The sequence below is a fragment of the Okeania sp. KiyG1 genome, from assembly GCF_014132355.1.
GTDB lineage: Bacteria > Cyanobacteriota > Cyanobacteriia > Cyanobacteriales > Microcoleaceae > Okeania.
In genome coordinates this window covers 26591-46232 of sequence record NZ_BLZO01000128.1, presented here as the reverse complement: position 1 = coordinate 46232, position 19642 = coordinate 26591, and the positions used below count along the sequence as shown (strand labels likewise).

At 36.2% G+C, this 19642-nt stretch carries 14 protein-coding genes; 8 read left to right on the top strand and 6 right to left on the bottom strand.

The annotated features are described in order from the left end of the window. The 7 genes from SAGCYANO_RS30780 to SAGCYANO_RS30750 form a co-directional block, all read left to right on the top strand. A partial coding sequence (locus tag SAGCYANO_RS30780; RefSeq protein WP_202223545.1) for a CHAT domain-containing protein occupies nt 1-2240 on the top strand: 2240 nt, incomplete at its 5' end. Nucleotides 2241-2456: 216 nt separating this feature from the next. Then, nucleotides 2457-3437, top strand: a complete 981-nt coding sequence (locus SAGCYANO_RS30775; RefSeq protein WP_202223544.1) for a caspase family protein — start codon at nt 2457-2459, stop codon at nt 3435-3437. Between the two features lie 19 nt (nt 3438-3456). Continuing rightward, nucleotides 3457-3945, top strand: a complete 489-nt coding sequence (locus SAGCYANO_RS30770) for a hypothetical protein (protein ID WP_202223543.1) — start codon at nt 3457-3459, stop codon at nt 3943-3945. Beyond that, entirely contained in the window at nt 3939-4574 is a 636-nt protein-coding gene (locus SAGCYANO_RS30765) for a hypothetical protein (protein ID WP_202223542.1), read from the top strand. The genes SAGCYANO_RS30770 and SAGCYANO_RS30765 overlap by 7 nt, the downstream gene beginning before the upstream one ends. Next, nucleotides 4571-5563, top strand: a complete 993-nt coding sequence (locus tag SAGCYANO_RS30760; RefSeq protein WP_202223541.1) for a MoxR family ATPase — start codon at nt 4571-4573, stop codon at nt 5561-5563. Before SAGCYANO_RS30765 ends, SAGCYANO_RS30760 begins: the two co-directional genes overlap by 4 nt. Next, nucleotides 5539-7200: a hypothetical protein gene (locus SAGCYANO_RS30755; protein WP_202223540.1), complete on the top strand. Its 1662-nt coding sequence runs from the start codon at nt 5539-5541 to the stop codon at nt 7198-7200. Before SAGCYANO_RS30760 ends, SAGCYANO_RS30755 begins: the two co-directional genes overlap by 25 nt. Before the next feature lie 3249 nt (nt 7201-10449). Then, nucleotides 10450-10953 carry a heme-binding protein gene (locus SAGCYANO_RS30750; RefSeq protein ID WP_202223539.1) on the top strand — a complete coding sequence of 168 codons (504 nt, stop codon included), beginning with the start codon at nt 10450-10452 and terminating at the stop codon, nt 10951-10953. Between the two features lie 466 nt (nt 10954-11419). Here the strand turns inward: SAGCYANO_RS30750 and SAGCYANO_RS30745 are convergent, their stop codons facing one another. The 5 genes from SAGCYANO_RS30745 to SAGCYANO_RS30725 all read right to left on the bottom strand — a co-directional run bounded on the left by SAGCYANO_RS30745 (nt 11420) and on the right by SAGCYANO_RS30725 (nt 17038). Next, nucleotides 11420-11659, bottom strand: a complete 240-nt coding sequence (locus tag SAGCYANO_RS30745; protein WP_202223538.1) for a hypothetical protein — start codon at nt 11657-11659, stop codon at nt 11420-11422. Then, nucleotides 11649-12065 carry a secondary thiamine-phosphate synthase enzyme YjbQ gene (locus SAGCYANO_RS30740; RefSeq protein WP_202223537.1) on the bottom strand — a complete coding sequence of 139 codons (417 nt, stop codon included), beginning with the start codon at nt 12063-12065 and terminating at the stop codon, nt 11649-11651. The genes SAGCYANO_RS30745 and SAGCYANO_RS30740 overlap by 11 nt, the downstream gene beginning before the upstream one ends. An 88-nt stretch (nt 12066-12153) precedes the next feature. Then, the gene (locus tag SAGCYANO_RS30735; RefSeq protein WP_202223536.1) at nt 12154-13221 is read right to left on the bottom strand and encodes a mechanosensitive ion channel family protein; all 1068 of its coding nucleotides are present in this window, start codon (nt 13219-13221) and stop codon (nt 12154-12156) included. A 618-nt stretch (nt 13222-13839) separates the two neighbouring features. Continuing rightward, nucleotides 13840-14973 (bottom strand): mechanosensitive ion channel family protein, encoded by a 1134-nt coding sequence (locus SAGCYANO_RS30730; protein WP_237396868.1) that lies wholly within the window; start codon nt 14971-14973, stop codon nt 13840-13842. A gap of 961 nt (nt 14974-15934) precedes the next feature. Further along, nucleotides 15935-17038 (bottom strand): glycosyl transferase, encoded by a 1104-nt coding sequence (locus SAGCYANO_RS30725; RefSeq protein ID WP_202223549.1) that lies wholly within the window; start codon nt 17036-17038, stop codon nt 15935-15937. 502 nt (nt 17039-17540) lie between these two features. Here SAGCYANO_RS30725 and SAGCYANO_RS30720 point away from each other — a divergent pair. Next, nucleotides 17541-17864: a FeoA family protein gene (locus SAGCYANO_RS30720; RefSeq protein ID WP_202223534.1), complete on the top strand. Its 324-nt coding sequence runs from the start codon at nt 17541-17543 to the stop codon at nt 17862-17864. A gap of 348 nt (nt 17865-18212) precedes the next feature. On the opposite strand, the gene SAGCYANO_RS30715 is transcribed toward SAGCYANO_RS30720, so the two are convergent. After that, nucleotides 18213-19418 (bottom strand): RNA-guided endonuclease TnpB family protein, encoded by a 1206-nt coding sequence (locus SAGCYANO_RS30715; protein WP_202223533.1) that lies wholly within the window; start codon nt 19416-19418, stop codon nt 18213-18215. Between the last annotated feature and the right edge of the window lie 224 nt (nt 19419-19642).

Sequence of the window (19642 nt, the reverse complement as noted above, 5' to 3'; positions counted from 1 at the left end):
AAGCATTTGGCAATGATTTACAATGTGAACGCTTGACGGAAAGTGACCTAAAAATTGTTTTGCCAAGATTTAATACATCAAATAATAACCTGAATTTTCAAGGGCTACAAAGCTTAGGAAATGGATTGCGTGTATTGGGTAAATTAGTTTTATCTCAAAGGGTTTTAGAAGCTAGTTTTCCATTGGTAAATTCTCAAAATATTGAAGGTCGATTATTGCTAAATTTAGGAAATACAATTCTTTCTCAAGTTCAAGGTATTGCTAATTTTAAGCTCAGAGGAAAAGCAGAAAGACAAGGGATTATTCAAGGTTTATCTTATTATGAAAAAGTAGTGACTGTTTCTGATGAAGAATTAATTAAAATTCAGGCAACTATTAATCATCTTAGTCTACTACTTGAATTAGACAGGCAATGGCAGAAGAGTTCAGGCGATAATTGGCTGCAACCTCATGTACAATTTCAGATTAATACTTTACCTCAAATTATTCAAATTTTAAATAAAATTAATCCCTCTCCTCATTCAATTCAAGCAACAATCAAATTAGCAGAAAGTTTGATGAATTTTGAACAAATAAATGCCAAATCAACTTTAGTTAAACTACAGACTAATTTTGCCGAATTAACTCTACCAAATACTATTAATGAACAATTCCTCAATCAAGCAATTCAACAAGCAAAAATTATCCATAATTCTCGTTTAGAAGCTTATGCCATTGGAATTAAAGGAAAATTGCATCAAAACATGGGAAAACTAGAAAATGCACTTAATTTGACAAATCAAGCCTTAGCGATCGCTCAAAAAATCTCTGCTTCAGATATTGCTTATCAACTCCAAGAACAATTGGGAGATATTTTTCTTCAACAAGAAAATTCCTCAGAAGCACTTTTAGCTTACAAATCTGCTTTTAATACCCTGCAAGTTTTACGAAGCAATTTGGTAGCTTTAAATAGAGATATTCAGTTTGATTTTCGGGCAAGTATTGAACCTTTATACAGAAAACTCGTAGCACTATTACTTCAGCCTGAACTTGCTTCAAGCCAACCAAAGTTGTCTAATATAAAAGCAGCTCAGAAGGTAATTGAATCTCTACAATTAGCAGAATTAGATAATTTTTTCCAAAATGCTTGTGTCAATGCTGAGGATATTAATATCGATCAAATTGATAAAAATGCAGCGGTTGTTTATCCCATATTATTAGATAATCAATTAAGTGTTATTCTCAAATTGCCGGGAACTGACAACTTTCGTTATGCTGCAGTGAGCGATAAAAAATTTGCAGCACAATTTAAAGAAAGCTTATTTAATCTGAGAATTTACATTTCAACTATAACAGGAATCAGCGAAGTTAAGTTGCCACCTAATCAACTTTATCAGTGGTTAATCAAACCCTTTGAAGCAGATTTGGAAGTAGATTTAGAACGCAATACCAGTGAAATCAAAACCCTAGTTTTTGTCTTGGATGGGTTACTCAGAAATATTCCCATGTCTGTATTGTATGATAGCGATCGCGAACGTTATCTTGTGGAAAGATATGCAATTGCAGTAGTACCGGGTTTGCAATTAGTCAATCCCAACCCCTTATTAAAAGAGCAAGTACGAGTATTAACTGCCGGAACAAGTCAAAAAGCACCCAGTTATGAATTAGAGGGTTTTAGTTCGCTACCTAATATTCAACAAGAACTAGAAGCTATTGAAAAAACTGTACCACAATCCGAGAAATTAGCAGATGAAAAATTCACGAAAACTAACATTCAAGCTCAGATTAATTCTGAACCTTTTAACATCATCCATATTGCAACTCACGGACAGTTTAGTTCTAATCCAGATGATACCTTCATTTTAGGGTGGAACGAACGTATTAATGTCCGAGATTTAGACCTATTGCTTCAGACTAGGAATTTGAAACCATCGGAGCAAGCGATCGAATTATTAATTTTAAGTGCTTGTCAAACGGCAGTGGGAGATACGCGAGCAGCATTGGGTTTAGCAGGAGTTTCTATTCGAGCAGGTGCTCGTAGTGTTTTAGGGAGTTTATGGAACGTTAATGATGCCTCGACAGCAGAATTTATGAAACAGTTTTATCAACAATTATTGCAGTCTGGTAGTTCACAAATCAGAAAAGCGGAAGCACTGCGTCAAGTTCAAATGAGATTTATCAAAGGAGAAATAGAATTAAATCCAGATTACGATCAACCCTATTATTGGTCATCATTTATTCTTGTTGGTAATTGGTTGTAGTGCGTAAGGAAGGAGGAAGAAGGAAGAGGGAAGAAGAGAAGATTTATATCATCAAAGCCAGTATAATTTTATCAGGACTTACGCAAAATATAAAATCATACACCATCTGTAGGGGCGAATGGCATTGGCTAACGCCAAGCTCCGCTAACGCCCTCCCTGTATATAGAGTGTCTGTGTAAGTCCTGTGTATTTTCAATCTTGATAGAAAGGAGAATTATGTCTCAAATTTTCAAACAAGGATACGCTGTTGTTGTCGGAGTCGGTGCTGATTTGCCAGTCACGGTTGATGATGCTACTGCCGTTGCGAATTTATTAGGCGATCCATCTCGTTGCGCCTATCCTACTGAGCAAGTGCGTTTACTAACAGAAGAAAATGCAAACCGTACCAATGTTCTATCTGCTTTGAGTTGGTTAGCTGAGACGACGGGAGAAGATGATACAGCGATCGCTTATTTCTCTGGCCATGGAATTGAAACACCGGATTATTATTTGATGCCTTATGGTTATGATCTGGCAGATTTGCAGAGTACAGCGATTCGTGGGGAAACCTTCACTGAGCATCTGCGAGCTATTAAAGCTAAGAAATTATTGGTACTGCTAGATTGCTGTCATGCTGGCGGACAAGCAGAAGCTAAGGGGGTGGTTAAATCACCTTTGCCACCAGAGGCGATCGCTCAGTTTGGTAGCAGTAGTGGTAGGGTTATAATTGCTTCTTCTCGAAAAGATGAAGTATCTTGGACGGGAAAGCAATACACTGTCTTTACAGCAGCATTATTGGAAGCTTTAGCAGGTTATGGCGCGTTTGAAGAAGATGGTTATGCTCGTGTGTTGGGTATTGCTATGTGGGTAGGATGCAAAGTCCCAGAACGTACAGGTGATCGACAGCACCCTATCATCAAGATTAGTAATTTAAAGAATAACTTTGCTTTAGCTTGGTATGCTGGAGGGAAGAAAAGTGTGCATCCGTTGCTAAAATGGGAAACTAATATTCCATCTATTGCACCAGGTTTAGATGTTGAACAGGTGGCTACCTGGCGACGGATGTTAGCTAACTATCGTGAAAATCTGCTGCTGATTGAAGAACGGATGACTGAATATGTTGAATTTACTGATATTCCATTAGGACTTGTTAAAAATAAACGTCGGATAGAAGCGGAAATAACTAAGTTGGAACAGAAATTAGGGGGAAACGTTTAAAAATTGGCATTGTAAGGTAATGGATGAGATTAAATCTATTGAAAATCAAATTAGAGAGGTTGAAGAAAAACTTAGTTTGATTAAGGAACGCAAATCCCAATTCGTTCTTGAGACGGATATTCCATTGGAATTAATCAAGAATGAACGCAGATTAAAAGCCGAATTAACAGGTCTCAATGGGCATCGCGATCGCTTGCAAAAAGGTCGTGATATTCCTCCTTTGCTTCCTTATTTTGTCAATCGTGATTATCAAGAGTTCAAGCTTGGGGAAGCATTAAAAATATTGTTAAATAACCCCTCTCCTAAGCCACTTTTATGTATTATTCACGGTGATCAATTTCAATGCCATGATACGTTTTTTGAATCTCTAATCAAGGTATCTTTGCCCAAGATTTTCAAGCAAAATACCAACACAACTACAAGTGATTACTATACGGAATCTATTGGAAAACACGAACTTAAATGGCCTCCTAGAATCACAATTATAGAAGAATTAAAAATATGTTAAAATACAATTTAGCAAATCGCGTACTCGACTATGGATTAGCTTCAAAGGAGGATATAAATAAGCATCTAGCTAGTATTGGACCAGTTGTAATCCATACACATTTGCTCACTAATGATTTGCAGAAAAATTCATCTAAAATCATTGAAAACTTCCTTGAATTTTGGCAAGATTGGCCTGAACTTAATCCCAATCAATGTCTAATTATTTGTTTATTTATTAAATATCAAGTTAAACAAAAAAGTCAGAGCTATTTTCAGAAGTTGTGGCATGGGATTTTTAAGAATCTATTGAAAAATAATTCTGGATTCGAGTGTTGGAATTCTTCTATTCAAAAAAGTATCAAAGACTTGTCTTCCTCTAACTTTACTAAATTTGACAAAATTATTGGAGTGGTTCTGCCGGAACTTCAAGGAGTTTCTCAAACAGAAGTAGAAAGTTGGGCGCGTAGTGAAGCAGTCAAGAATTACTGGGATGAGGAAAATATTCAATATTTAATTCATACAATTGAAGATATGTTTGAAAAATGGGAGAAAAAGCAAGCATCTAATACTATGCCAATGTCTCATTTAGCTCAAAACTTGAGTGATATTTTGCAGGGAAAAATAACTATCAAGGGGGATATTTCATGAAATACCCATTTTACTTTGGTGACGGAACACGGAAGCAACCCGACACACCAGTTACTCTACCTGTATCGCGACGTTCCCAATTTATGAAGCCAGAAAATTATTTGGCAGATCCGGGTCTTCGTGATGCTTGCAACGTTGCTTTGCTTTTAGGTCAACCCTTGTTACTGACTGGAGAACCTGGTACTGGCAAGACCTTGTTTGCTTACAGTCTAGCTTGGGAATTAGGTTTTGATGAGCCGCTTAAGTTTGAAACCAAATCTACTAGCACTGCCCGGGATTTATTTTACAGTTATGACACTTTGAGGCAATTTCAAGATGCCCAGAATCGTATAGAAGACAGAAGGTCTCTAGACTATCTGACATACAATGCTTTGGGTACAGCAATCTTGCTAACTAGAGAGCAGTCTGAAATTAAGAATGTTCTTCCTCCAGATTTTGTTCATCCTGGTAAAAGACGCTCTATTGTTCTCATTGACGAAGTAGACAAGGCAACCAGGGATTTTCCTAATGATATCCTGAACGAATTAGAGCATCTATATTTTCGGCTGCCAGAACTGGGCAATGTCAAGATTGAAGCTAATCCCAAACTACAACCTATAGTCGTAATCACCAGTAATTCTGAGAAAGACCTGCCGGACGCATTTTTGCGACGTTGTGTTTACTACAATCTTCCTTTTCCACAAAAAGAGCGTCTTGCGGATATTGTTACCAATAGATTAGGTTTGCACTCTGCTGGTAGCAGTGATTTTCTCCAGGATGCCCTAGATATTTTCTTTAAGCTACGAAAGAGTGGCTTGCGCAAGAAACCCGGCACTGCTGAACTCTTGGGTTGGATGATAGCGCTGCAAGAAATTTCAGGTGGTGCAGACAACCCCCTTGTTGAGTCTGAGCTAGCTCTGCGTACCCTGAGTAATTTGATAAAAACCTCTGAGGACCAAGATAAAGCTAAGGAGATAGTGAAGCAATGGATAGACAGTCGCCAAAAGTAAGCCCAGGGTGGCTACAACCAGAAAAATTGATTGAGTTCATTGATGAGCTGCGCAGAGAACACAATTACAACATTGGTGTTTCGCAATATATTGCTGCTCAAGAACTCATAATTGCTCTGAGTGCAAAAGGAGAGCAGCTAGAGGAACCCCAGAGGCTGAGAAGCCTTCTCGGTCCCTTGCTATGCAGTTCTCCAGTAGAACAAGAGGATTTTCAGCGACGGTTTGACCAATGGGTTGAACGGATGGGTTTTACTGTTAGGGAGGCTATTCCAGAAGATGAAAAGGCTCAGAAATTTGAACAGGAGTTGAAAAAGATTGAGAAGAAATGGCGATGGCAACGGTGGGTACTATTGGGGATTGCAGTTTCTATTACTGTTGTTATCACCAATTTCCTAATCCAGCAATTTCCACTTACAACAAAGAGCGACAAACCAGTTTCACTGCCAACAGTTACACCAGTTCCATCCCCAAACTATAACGATCTAGTTTTTCTTCAGGAATGGCAGACGATAATGTTATTGTTAATGCTTGTACCCCTAGTTACATTTTTAGCTTCAAGACTCTGGTGGTCTAGACGAGCACGCCAATACCTCAAGCGTCGTACGACCAGGCGACAGCCCGAAATTCAGCAAGTGTCTATCTCTGGTCTTGATGAGGAACTATTTCCCAGCCTTTTGTTTTTGCGCATTGCTCAGGGTTTGAGGCGACGTATTCTGGTTCCATCCAATGAACTTAATGTTGACAAGACTGTAGAAAAAACTGTGGGGGGAGGAGGTTGGTTTGCGCCAGTGTACGGCTACCATCAGGTTTTACCTGAATACCTCGTTCTCATAGACGGGGCGAATTACAGCGACCACCAGGCAAGATTTGTCAAGGAAATGATTGCTCAACTCACCCACAACGAAGTCTTAATCAGAGGCTACTACTTTGATGGCGACCCCCGGGTTTGCTTTCCTATAACAGGAAAAAGACTTTCTTCTAAGCTAAGGGAAATTGCCTTGAAGTACAGTCAGCATCGACTGATAGTCTTCTCCGATACCGACGTTTTTTTCAGTTCCCTCACTGGCGAACCCGAACCCTGGCTTAATCTATTTTCGAGTTGGCCTGAGCGGGCTGTCTTGACTCCCAAACCTTCCGAACACTGGGGATATCAGGAACTAGAATTATCGCGAGAGTTTATTGTTTTACCCGCTACAAATGATGGGTTGATTGATTTGATACGCAGCATCGAATATGGAAAATTGCCTGATGTGCCTTCAGAGAAAAACAGGACACCTTTTCCGGAAGCCTTGAGAGTGAGAGGGCGACGCTGGATAGAGCGAGATGCACCTGAGCCATGGTTGGTAGCTGATGTCCTAGAATCTCTCCGACGTTATTTAGGGAAAGCTGGTTACTATTGGCTGAGTGCTTGTGCAGTGTTTCCCGAACTACATTGGAATCTTACAGTTTACCTGGGCAATAGGCTCCAGACTGATGATGGCATATCCCTCCTTCAGGCTTGTCGGCTCACCGATCTAGCTCGTCTGCCTTGGTTTCGATATGGTTATATGCCTGACTGGCTGCGATCATGGCTGATTTACGAGTTGCCTCGCCAACAGGAAGATGAGATTCGTCAACTGCTTAGAGTTTTCCTTTGATTGATTTTGATTTATCTATTGGACAATAGTTACAGTAGTTCTCGCGCTCGCTAATTTTTCCAAGATTGATGTTTATTTAACTATTGGACAATAGTTACAACAGTTCTCACGAACGCTAATTTTTCCAAGATTGATGTTTATTTAACTATTGGACAATAGTTACAACAGTTCTCACGAACGCTAATTTTTCCAAGATTGATGTTTATTTAACTATTGGACAATAGTTACAGCAGTTCTCGCGATCGCTGATTTTTGCGATATTGATGTTTATTTAACTATTGGACAATAGTTACAGCAGTTCTCGCGATCGCTGATTTTTGCGATATTGATGTTTATTTAACTATTGGACAATAGTTACAACAGTTCCCGCGAACGCTGATTTTTGCGATATTGATGTTTATTTAACTATTGGACAATAGTTACGGCAGTTTTCGCGAACGCTGATTTTTGCGATATTGATGTTTATTTAACTATTGGACAATAGTTACGGCAGTTTTCGCGAGCGCTCTCTTTTCCTTTGGTTGATTTTGATTTATCTATTGGACAATAGTTACAACAGTTTTCGCGAGTGCTAATTTTTCCTTTGATTGATGTTTATTTATCTATTGGACAATAGTTACAACAATTTTCGCGACCGCTCTCTTTTCCTTTGGTTGATGTTTATTTATCTATTGGACAATAGTTACAACAATTTTCGCGACCGCTCTCTTTTCCTTTGGTTGATGTTTATTTATCTATTGGACAATAGTTACAACAGTTTTCGCGAGTGCTAATTTTTCCTTTGATTGATGTTTATTTATCTATTGGACAATAGTTACAACAATTTTCGCGAGCGCTCTCTTTTCCTTTGGTTGATTTTGATTTATCTATTGGACAATAGTTACAACAGTTTTCGCGAGTGCTAATTTTTCCTTTAGTTGATTTTGATTTATCTATTGAACAATAGTTACAACAGTTCTCGCGAACGCTAATTTTTCCTTTGATTGATGTTTATTTAACTATTGGATAATAGTTACAACAATTTTCGCCAGCGCTGATTTTTCCTTTGGTTGATGTTTATTTAACTATTGGACAATAGTTACGGCAGTTTTCGCGAGCGCTCTCTTTTCCTTTGGTTGATTTTGATTTATCTATTGGACAATAGTTACAGCAGTTCTCGCGAACGCTGATTTTTCCTTTGGTTGATGTTTATTTATCTATTGGACAATAGTTACAACAGTTCTCACGAACGCTAATTTTTCCAAGATTGATGTTTATTTAACTATTGGACAATAGTTACAACAGTTCTCGCGAACGCTGATTTTTGCGATATTGATTTTGATTTAACTATTGGACAATAGTTACAGCAGTTCTCGCGAACGCTGATTTTTGCGATATTGATGTTTATTTAACTATTGGACAATAGTTACAGCAGTTCTCGCGAACGCTGATTTTTCCTTTGGTTGATGTTTATTTAACTATTGGACAATAGTTACGGCAGTTTTCGCGAGCGCTCTCTTTTCCTTTGGTTGATTTTGATTTATCTATTGGACAATAGTTACAACAGTTTTCGCGAGCGCTCTCTTTTCCTTTGGTTGATTTTGATTTATCTATTGGACAATAGTTACAACAGTTTTCGCGAGTGCTAATTTTTCCTTTGGTTGATTTTGATTTATCTATTGGACAATAGTTACAACAGTTTTCGCGAGTGCTAATTTTTCCTTTGGTTGATTTTGATTTATCTATTGGACAATAGTTACAACAGTTTTCGCGAGTGCTAATTTTTCCTTTGGTTGATTTTGATTTAACTATTGGACAATAGTTACAACAGTTCTCGCGAGCGCTAATTTTTCCTTTGGTTGATTTTGATTTAACTATTGGACAATAGTTACAACAGTTCTCGCGAGCGCTAATTTTTCCTTTGGTTGATTTTGATTTATCTATTGGACAATAGTTACAACAGTTCTCACGATCGCTAATTTTTCCCAGGTTAATGTTGATTTATCTATTGAACAATAGTTACAACAGTTCTCGCGAACGCTGATTTTTCCTTTGATTGATGTTTATTTAACTATTGGACAATAGTTACAACAATTTTCGCGATCGCTCTCTTTTCCTTTGATTGATGTTTATTTAACTATTGGACAATAGTTACAACAGTTTTCGCGAGTGCTAATTTTTCCTTTGATTGATGTTTATTTATCTATTGGACAATAGTTACAACAATTTTCGCGAGCGCTCTCTTTTCCTTTGGTTGATTTTGATTTATCTATTGGACAATAGTTACAACAGTTTTCGCGAGTGCTCTCTTTTCCTTTGGTTGATTTTGATTTATCTATTGAACAATAGTTACAACAGTTCTCGCGAACGCTAATTTTTCCTTTGATTGATGTTTATTTAACTATTGGACAATAGTTACAACAATTTTCGCGAACGCTGATTTTTGCGATATTGATGTTTATTTAACTATTGGACAATAGTTACGGCAGTTTTCGCGATCGCTCTCTTTTCCTTTGGTTGATTTTGATTTATCTATTGGACAATAGTTACAACAGTTTTCGCGAGTGCTAATTTTTCCTTTGATTGATGTTTATTTATCTATTGGACAATAGTTACAACAATTTTCGCGAGCGCTCTCTTTTCCTTTGGTTGATTTTGATTTATCTATTGGACAATAGTTACAACAGTTTTCGCGAGTGCTCTCTTTTCCTTTGGTTGATTTTGATTTATCTATTGAACAATAGTTACAACAGTTCTCGCGAACGCTAATTTTTCCAAGATTGATGTTTATTTAACTATTGGACAATAGTTACGGCAGTTTTCGCGAGCGCTGATTTTTGCGATATTGATGTTTATTTAACTATTGGACAATAGTTACGGCAGTTTTCGCGAGCGCTCTCTTTTCCTTTGGTTGATTTTGATTTATCTATTGGACAATAGTTACAACAGTTTTCGCGAGCAGTGATTTTTGCGATATTGATGTTTATTTAACTATTGGACAATAGTTACAACAGTTCTCGCGAACGCTGATTTTTGCGATATTGATGTTTATTTAACTATTGGACAATAGTTACAACAGTTCTCGCGAACGCTGATTTTTGCGATATTGATGTTTATTTATCTATTGGACAATAGTTACAACAGTTTTCGCCAGCGCTGATTTTTCCTTTGATTGATTTTGATTTATCTATTGGACAATAGTTACAGCAGTTGATATCTATTCTATAACAAGTATATATAATGGAATAGTAAATCAACCCAAATTTTGAAATGTCTGCATCTTTACCCCAAGGTTTTCCTCAACCTACTGAGGCAAATATCATTGAAGTTAAAGAGTATCCCCAATATCGCGCTGTCACCTACACCCATACAGGTGATTCCCGGATGGCAACCAGAGCTGCTTTCGATCCACTGTATCAACATATCAGCAGTAATCAAATTGCCATGACAACCCCTGTGGAAGCACGTTATGTCAAAGAAGGCGAACAAACAGAAGTATCTTTTCTCTATTCGACCCCGGATATGACTCCCCAGAAAATTGATTCTCAGGTGATGGTGAGAGATACTTTGCCGATGAAGGTTGTGAGTATTGGAATACAGGGTGCTTATAGTTGGGAGAGCTACGAACAAAATTTGCAAAAGCTGAAAGAATGGTTGGCGCAACACCCAGAGTATGAAGTTGTAAGTCCGCCAAGACGGTTGTTGTATAATTCGCCAATGACACCGGAAGATTTGAAACGGAGTGAAGTGCAGATTGAAATTAAGTTGAAGTGATACAGGAGACTCTGGGTTATAGAAGAAGGCAGAGGGCAGAAGTTTTTTTTATAACTGATTATACGAATATGATATAACACACTATCCAAAAGCGGTGTTGCTGATTCTGGGTATGATGCAAGCCCCCCTAGCCCCCCAATTCTGGGGGGAACAAGAATCCATTAGCTTCTAAAAGTCCCCCAATGCGTGGGGGATGCGCGGGGGGCGCGATCTAGCAAATGAAACTTCTCAGACAACCTCTAAACACTATGTAGACAGTGGGATATTAAACCTAAAAGAAAAAATAATACTAAACTTCGTGTCTTACCATCTGAACCAATTCTAAGAGGATATCTCAAAAGTTGTTTAATACTGAATTTTGCCCCCTAGCCCCCAATTCTGGGGGGAAGAAGAATCCATTAGCTTCTAAAAGTCCCCCAATGCGTGGGGGATGCGCGGGGGCGCGCGATCTAGCAAATGAGACTTCTCAGACAACCTCTAAACACAATGTAGACAGTGGGATATTAAACCTAAAAGAAAAAAATAATACTAATTTTGTCAAAAACAGTGTGACAAAACTGTGTTGACGGAGAATAAGGAATAGGAAAATTCCCATAATTTTAGGAGCTTGTAAATAATGAATGAATGGGCTATCTTTTCCTTCTTCCTTCTTCCTTCTTCCTTCTTCCTTCTTCCTTCTTCCTTCTGCTATAAAATTAATCTCCACTAACGTGAATTACTAAATCTCGACAATGACTACGTTGGCGATGTTCCCAAACATAAATTCCTTGCCAAGTACCTAATACTAATCTGCCATTATTAATCGGAATTTGTTCTGAAGTATGGGTTAAAACACTACGAATATGAGCTGGCATATCATCAGGACCTTCAGCACTATGAATATAATGATAACCTTCTGGAACTAACTTCGAGATAAAGTTTTCCAAATCAACTAATACATCTGGATCGGCATTTTCTTGAATTATTAAACTAGCAGAAGTATGCCGTAAAAATAGATTACATAAGCCTGTTTTTATCCCGGATTTTGCTACACTTTCTTGCACTTTAGAAGTGATTTTTAACAGAGACTTGCCGGAGGTATTTATTTGGAGTAATTGTTGATAGTGAGTCATTTCAGTTATCAGTTATCAGTTATCAGTTATCAGGTAAGCATTTCCTGCGGAATGCTGCGCAAACAGCAGTCAGCCATCAGCGCTTCAGCTATTTATTCAGGTTAATATTTGTTGTGTCTTGATTACTCATCATTAAATGGTGAATCACAGGAATTTCAATACCTTCTTCCTGGAAAGCTTGTTTAATCATTGTACCAAGAATTCTCTTCATATCAATATGTCTTCCTGGTTTAACTTCTGTAGTGATATGAATTAACATTTGATAGTCATCAAATTCTTCTATTCCATCTACTACTGTTGCTTTCATTATCTCTTCTGGATAATTTTCTTGAAGCTTCTTTCCTACTTTTTCTATAATTTCATAGATTCGATTAATATCACTTTGATAAGGAATTTTCATAGTGACAACTGAATTACTATGGTGTGAATGATTAACTACATCCTTAACATCACGATTATGGATAATGTAATGTTTATCTTTATAATGAATGCGAGTTGTTCTTAATTCTATTCCTGTGACAAAGCCATAAGTACCATTTATCTCTACAAAATCTCCTACTAAGTAGTAGTTTTGAGATAAAATAAAGAAACCTGCAATTATATCTTCAATCAGACTTTTTGCCCCTATTCCTACTGCTAAACCAAGAATAACTACACCTGCTGGTAAAATTTGGACAAAAATTAGGGCAAGATACATACCAATAGCATAGATACCAATAGTATAAAGAATAGCGATGCCTGTACCAAAGTAAATAAAATATTTGAGAAAGCTTTTAAATAAAGGTAGAAATGCCTGATTTCTTTGTTGAGATAAATTACTAGAATCATTGTTACGGAGTAACAATCCTTCAAGAATAAGTTTAGCAATTTCTTCAATAACACGACTGAGAAATATAATGCCAATGATTCGAATAAATACAGGTCCATATCTAGCTAATGTTTCGACAAAATCAACTTGCTGAACTACTAAGGTAGCTGTAATTATACAGATTACATATTCGATACATCTTTTTGCTAGAGGAATTAAACGACTCAGGCGATGGTAAATACGCAAGATATTTTGTCGGTCGGAATATTTATTGCTCAAGGCATCGAAAGTATCAATAATAGCTGTATTTGCCTTGATAAAGAGCAACCTTATAGATGAAATTTTCATTAGCTGTTTATATATCCTACTGAAAACAAATCTAATTGCCAGAAAGATACATATCATAAATCCGATTTCAATTCCAATTACAATGATGTTGTTCATATCAATTTAAGAAATGATAAGTAGGTCGGCATTAAAAATTATTTTTATGATAAGGGAGGAAGGAAGAAGTTGCTGATAATTTAACTTTTCGTTACTGAATAATTAAGATTTAAAGCCTCTCCTTTAAAGGAGAAACAAGCGGTCGTTAGCGCAGCTTCCCGTAGGGTGGGATGGATGGGTTTCCTAACCATATCCAATCGACCAAGAGAAAAAAAATTTTCCTTTTATTCAATCCTCTTCCTTTTAGGGAGAGGTAATTATCAATTATCAATTATCAATTATCAATTATTGAAATACTTTTGTTTTTCGTGCTTACCTACTTAGTAGTTTTTATTGAATAGATTGTTCCATAATTGAACAGTTAACAGTAATTATTGTAAATATTGCACAACAGCTTGAGCGATCGCTTGACTACCATTTTTATCTAATTTTTCAGATTTATATCATGTCCGTCTGACTCTTGAGGACTGACTCCTAAAGACTACCAATCTATAATTGTTTAACCAAATTTGATATAACTATTTATCGTAAAGGTTTTAAAAATATTGGAATAGGTTGATCGTCACTCAGTGTTACATGATTAACCACTCTAAGTTCAATATTTGCTTCTTCAAAAGCTTCTTTAATCATTATACCTAATACTTTTTGAATAGTGAAATGTTTTCCTGGTTTAACTTCTGTAACTATTTCGATTAATATGTGATTTTCAGCAAATTCTTCTACTCCTCCTATTGTTGTTGGTTCAATTATGTCTTCCGGATAATTCTCTAGCAATTTCTTTCCAACTTTTTCCATAACTTCATAGACTTGACTAATCTTAACTTGATAAGGAATTTTTAGCATGACCACTGCACTACTATAGCTAGAGTGATTAACTATATCCTTAACATCACGATTATGGATAATATAATTTTTATCTCCACCATTAATACGAGTTGTTCTTAATTCTATTCCAGTGACAAAACCATTTACACCATTTATCTCTACAAAATCTCCTACCAAATAGTAATTTTCAAACAAAATAAAGAAACCTGCAACTATATCTTCAACCAGACTTTGCGCTCCCATTCCAATTGTTAAACCTAAAATACCTACACCTGCTAAAATAGGAGTCGGGTCAATCTCAAAAGTATAAAGAATTGCTATCCCTGTACCAAAGTAAATCAGGTATTTAATACAACTTTGAAATAGGGGTAAAAATGTCTGTCGTCTCTGTTTAGATATATCATCTGTATCGCCCTCACGCAGTAGAACTTCTTCTAGTAACAGGTGACCAATTTCTTGAACAACACGACTCATAAATATAATCCCAATTATTTGCAAAAATAAAGGACCATAATCAGCTAAACCAGCAATAAAATCAACTTTATCAATTGAAAAAGTAGCTGTAGCAATATAGATTGCATATTCAAGACATCGTTTGGCAAGGGGAATTAATTTACTTAGGCGGTCGTAAAGCCGCAAAATATTTCTTTGATCGGAATATTTCTTGCTAAGACCATCCAAAGTATCAATAACTGTTGTATTAGCTTTAGTAAAGAGTAACCCAACAATAATAATCATATAAACCTGCAAACTTATATACAAATATTTGATAATTACTCCTGGGAATACCATAATTTGAGCTGATATAGTCAGATATAACAGCCAAATCATATTATTAAAGTTGCTCCTAAAAAATTCAAATAAATTTTCAATACTGGCATCATTGGCAGTGATTTTATCAACGTTTTTTGCCCACTCTTTTGACCAGGTTATAAATTTATTTATGTATGGAATACTCCATTTAGTTAAAATTAGTATGCCCAAGATTTTGAGGACTCGAATTCCTATAGTTAGCAGGTAATTAAAGGAAATATTTTTAATCAAGGAAGTTTGATATTCGATTAAATTTTCTCCTCGATAAATAAGCCATCCATTAATTCCGGATATTAATAAACATAATAGTAAGCAACTTAAAGTTAATAATATCTGAATATTTTGGTAAACAACTTCAATATCTTTTTCTTTTTTTGATTGATGATACTTTTATTAATTGTTTATATGTTCTGTTAACAAAAAATTTAATTGCTACAAAGAAACATATTAGAAATACGATTTCAACTCCAGTTGCAATGATGCTGTTCATATCAATTTCAATGAAGTTGTTAAAATTAATTTTAGGGAGCATAATTATTTTCGTTGAATAGATTGTGCAGTAATTAGATAGTTGAAAGTAATTATTTTTCCTGTGGCGGGTTTAATACCCCACAGTCTATACGGTGCTTAAAATGTAAGCATTTAGCCGTCAGCCAGCCTCCTATGGTCGGAACTGCGGACTTCAGCTAGTCTCCTCCGGAGGAACTGCGGACTTCAGCTATTGCTTTTAGTTTAGGATCAAAGCAATATTTAATTGTCTTATACCAAATCTCAAAAGTATTGCTACATCTCCTTGAAAGTAGGGAGTAGGGAGTAGGGAGTAGGGAGTAGGGAGTAGGGTTCAAAGAGATAAGATATTTTGGCTTAATGTCGAGAATCCTTACAAACATTGCCGAACCATTATTATTACTTAAACGATTAAAACCCGAGGTAATTATCAATTATCCATTATCAATTATCAATTAATAAACTGCCTTATTTAATGTAAATATTCTACAACAGCTTTAGCGATCGCTTCACTACCATGCTTATCTAATTTTTCAGATTTACGGGGTGGTTGTAGGGGTTGTCTGAGAAATTCCCAATCACCATCAAAAAATTCTGTTGGTGGTAAAATTTGATGATAACTATAATCTTGAATACCTTCTAATAATAATTTTGATTCAGCAAAACCTTCTCTGATTAATGATACAACAGGTGTCTCTAATCTTAAGGCTTCAGCAAATGTGCTATATCCTGGTTTGGAAATAATTCTGCCACATATTGGCATGAAATCTACAGGTCGAATATTGAGGAATTGTGTGTGATTTTTATCTAATTTATTTCTGACATTTATGAGGTTGGGAAATTCTGGAGCATTACTCTCAAAAGTAATAAATTGCCAGTCAGGAAAACGAGATATATTTTGATAGGGAATTTGTGCTAAACCCAAACCACCAAAAGTCAGTAAAACAGTTTTTTCTTTGTCTGTATAAATGCCAAACTTTGCTTTAATTTCTTCAGGTTGATAATGTGGAGTTCCCCCAGTCAAACCAACATCAACAATATTAGGAAAAGCGCCCATAGATTCATGGAGTGGCAGGCGAAATAAACGGTCACACTGCCCAAAACATTCTCCAATCCAATCAGCAATTTCCACAAATTTACCACCCCAGGGACGATAAATAAAATCCCAACCAAAATTACTCAACATCCAGCCAGGAATATCAGCAGCTTTAGCAATTTTAGAAGCAAGTGGCGGAATATCTGCTAATAATAAATCAACTCTATTCTGCTTAATAAAATCAACTTCTCCAGCAATAATTGACCGTTCTTTGCTCCGAATTTCTGTCAATTTTTCTAGGGTAGTTTGTTTATCCATTGTCATACTGTCTGATTGAATAACTCCCACATCAAAAGCACGGGGACGATGAATAAAATCACCATAAATATAAGATTCTAATAACCAACGGGGAGCAGTTGTCACCATAATTAATAAAACATCTGGACACATTTTTTGTACTAGATTGGCAACTGATGATATCCGTACAGCGTGACCAAATCCATGATTAGTAATAGCAAGATATAAGGTAGGTCGAGACATGGGATTTTTTCCATTAAAGATTAATACTATCCTATAACAAGTTTCCACAGTAGTCATTATTCGAGAATTAAGAATTTAGAATGCGCGAATTTAGAATTACCTATCCTTGAAAAGAAGAGGGTTGACTAATCATGAAAAAATTTATTTATTATCCCCTTAAAAGGGGAGGCTTTAAACCATAATATTTCGGTAATATGCTTATAAAAAATTAAATATTTTATAATGAGAGTGCTCTTAAACTAAAACATTACCAATTATGTTTTGAAGGTCGAACATTTTTATGATCTTAATCATCCGGATAATTAGTGATAAAAAACTTTCTCCTTCTTCTCCTGTTCTTCTTCTTCCAACTTCAGTCTTCCCTCCTGACTCCTGAATTCCCCTCCTGGGAGGGGTTAGGGGTGGGTTGACTCCTGACTCCTACGCCGTTATTTATTTATAACTGTTCAACCGGACATGATATAATAGTTCATCGCCAAAAGATCAAAATACTACTTTGAAAATGTTGTCTAATCATCCAGAAAAAATAATTTTTGACCAAGCAAATAATCAAGATTTAGATAGTAAAACTACTACACAACTGATAGATTTATCTTGCCTAGACATCCAAAATTCAGCAATTATTAAAAGAATTGAAATAGATGCTTATGGTGAAGTATTAGTGAAACGTTTTAAAGCTATGGGAGTTGTGCCAGAAAAACAAATAATGGTATTACGAAAAAGTTGTTTTGGCGGACCAATTCATATCAGAGTAGGTGTCAGTACAGAATTAGCAATTAGGAGAGAAGAAGCAAAAACAATTTTTGTTCAACCGCTAATTTTATAGAACCCATTTGGGATCTATTTAGGGTTTGCGGAAAAAGTCTTTTTTAAGGAGTAGGGGAGTGGGGGAGTAGGGGAGTAGGGTAGGGACGTTGCATGCAACGTCCGTACGGGAGAATTTTTTTGCCCAACTATGCGCTAAAAATGCGCTCCATGCATGAGCATGAAGAGCTGAAAACCATGTACTTTTTCAATCCTTAAAAAGGCTAAAACCTTTATCTGGTAATTATTTGAGATTTAATCAGCAAACCCTATTTAAAATCTGCTTTTTTCAGCAAACCCTATATAAATCAAAAGGGGCAGCCATCAAATGCTACCGTACGAAAAAAACTGTAGAAAATTGTAACAGCTTTTATCTTGATATTGGATTAACCAATACTGGCTGTACGGCGCAGCTCACTATTCCCTCGGCAGTAAATGCCTCTGGGAATTTCTTTCTTATTATTTGAAGACTGCCATTGATATCGGCATTAATCACTTGACCAGTTGCACTTCTGAATAAACCACGTTTGACTCGCTTGCCTACATAGTTTTCATGCTTACAAGGTTTTTCTAAGTCAATAGCAGATGTTTTACTGGTGTAACTTTCTTCGGTTTCAATGACTTTTACCCCAGCAAGTAGGCATTTATAAGTTATCTGTTGAATTAGCTTATAGTGAGGTATTTGAGTAAAATTTTGGTTGTTTTTTTTGCCCATATTTGCACCTTGTTTCCAATTATCATTTTTTCCAATGACTACAGTACCAATATTATTAGTGGTTAAATACTCAACCACTAAGAAACTGGTGTTATGCAAATAATTCTCGACAAAACGATTTCGGTGATAGGTTAACGCCTTAATCTTACGGCTAGTTTTTCTGTTGCCTTTGAGATGACTTTGGTACTTGGCTTTACGCTTGTTATATAATTGATTGACGCTTTTTAGTGGCTTCCCATTAATCAGCAGTGGTTTGACACCAGGCTTATTTGTAGATAGAGCTACTAATCTGCCAATTCCTAAGTCAATTCCGGCTACATATGTTGAGTGTATTTGTGGCTGAAGTGTTTTTTCATACACTACTTCAATTATATAGCAGTTAGTAGCAGGTACTATCCTCACTTCGATGACAGTATCCACAACTACAGGTATTTTGATTTCACTCATGGATAAGTGACAAATACCATCTTTTAGACTTGCTCTGTAGACTGATTCTTTTGAATATATAACTACATTCCTACCTTGAGTTTTATTCTTATACTTTGGTATTTTGGGTTTACCTAAAAACTTCCCTGGATGTTTTGACCATTCTTTTATAGCTTGAAAATAACCACGCCAAGTGGCAACCAAGCATTTTATTATTTGTTTTGATACTTTAGTTGGTAGCGATCTATAGGCATCGCTATCTTTGGTGGCGTGGTACAGTTTAGTTAAATCCAGACTATGACCAGTACAGAAAAAATGTTGACGACAGTAATAATTAGCCAAATTATACAAGTTTTTTGACTTAAAGGCTAATTCATCACACACCCGCCAATACTGATGTGTTCGGTTAATAATATGTCTGTCAACAAGTCGCATTCACCTGAATTATTTCCTAAGCTTTAGTTACCTGTTTAATATTAAAACACTTTTCTGCAAATAGCAACTACTTTCTACAATTTTTGTCCAACAGTTAATCACCCCAAAAAATTCGGCGTTGGTAAATCAAGAGATGAAACTTTAAGGGTAATCCTCCTGTGATAGCTCCGAATACCTAACCAGAGTAGGCAAGGGGTGTCACCCTTACCAGGAAATCATCTTAC